This is a genomic window from Arthrobacter sp. H14 (genome assembly GCF_000520495.1).
Classification (GTDB): domain Bacteria; phylum Actinomycetota; class Actinomycetes; order Actinomycetales; family Micrococcaceae; genus Arthrobacter_C.
Genome location: NZ_KI914656.1, coordinates 9207 through 10356, shown reverse-complemented (window position 1 = coordinate 10356; position 1150 = coordinate 9207). Strand labels below are relative to the sequence as shown.

Genomic DNA, 1150 nt, shown 5'->3' with positions numbered 1-1150 from the left:
CAATTGGTTCTGCAAGCTGGGCTCATCGAGGTGATGGGCGGCAGGACCCATCAGTGCAGCCAGCCGGATATTGGCCGGAGTCAGCGACATGCTGAATTCGACGTCGTCGTACATTTCCCTGCTGAAGTGCGGTTCCAGTGCCTTGGCGAGATGGTCGGACTTCTCCGCCTGCACCTCCAACAGCGAGGCAGTCCGGCGGATCTCTTCCAAATGCCCGGGCAACGGTGTGACCACGATGAGGCGTCCACCGGGCGCCAGCACACGGGCGAATTCAGACGGGTTGCGGGGAGCGAAAATATTCAGGACGACGTCGAGGGCTCCGTCAGCGACCGGCAGCGGGCGCCAGATGTCCCAGACCAGGCACAACACCTCCGGCAGGGAACGTGCCGCCCGGCGCAGTGCATATTTGGAGATGTCCAGGGCCAACGCACGGGCTCCTGGAATGGATTGCAGCACCGCGTCGAGGTAGAAACCGGTGCCCGCACCGGCGTCGGCAATGGCGGGACTGGCCTTGCCCTCCACAGCCCGCTGCGTATGACCGGAAACGGCCCCGGCCAGCAGGTCATAGTGGCCGCCGGATAGAAAATCCTCGCGCGCCTCGACCATGGCGGCGGTATCCGGGGTGTAGCCACTGGCTTTGCCGGTCAACAGGTTCACGTAGCCCTGCCGTGCGCGGTCGAAACGGTGGCCCTGCCGGCAGGACAGGGCGCTCCGGTTTCCAGCACCATCATCCACCATCATTGGTGCCACGCACACCGGACACTGCAGAAGGTCCGTCAACGCTGAGTCCATCGTTTCATCCTAAGCGCGCGTCAGGTGCTGACCGGACGACGCCGGGAGGCACCGGGGAGGTGGAGTTGCCGCGGGCAAATTGATGCGCGCTGTGAATGAGATTAGGCTCACAGTGTGAAATCCGAACATCTTCCTTTGCTCAATTCCGTCTCCGCTCCTACAGTCCATCCGTCCGGCACCAGATCCGTCGTAGCCGTCACGCGGCCGGATTTCGACACCGACAGCTACGTCGGCCAGCTGTGGGAGGTGCCACTAACCGGCGACGGCACCGGTCCACGCCGGCTCACCCGCGGTTTCCGGGATACCTCTCCCCGGTTCTCCCCGGACGGCAGTGTGCTCGCGTTTATCCGCGCCGAGC

The 1150-nt window shown here is 64.1% G+C and carries 1 protein-coding gene and 1 pseudogene; one reads left to right on the top strand and one right to left on the bottom strand.

Annotated elements, in window-relative coordinates:
• Positions 1–792: putative RNA methyltransferase (locus tag Y707_RS0112525; RefSeq protein ID WP_026535355.1), on the bottom strand; the 792-nt coding region annotated here is incomplete at its 3' end.
• Positions 793–906: 114 nt separating this feature from the next.
• On the opposite strand from Y707_RS0112525, the pseudogene Y707_RS25635 reads away from it, so the two are divergent.
• Positions 907–1150: pseudogene (locus tag Y707_RS25635) on the top strand (PD40 domain-containing protein); the annotation flags it as partial.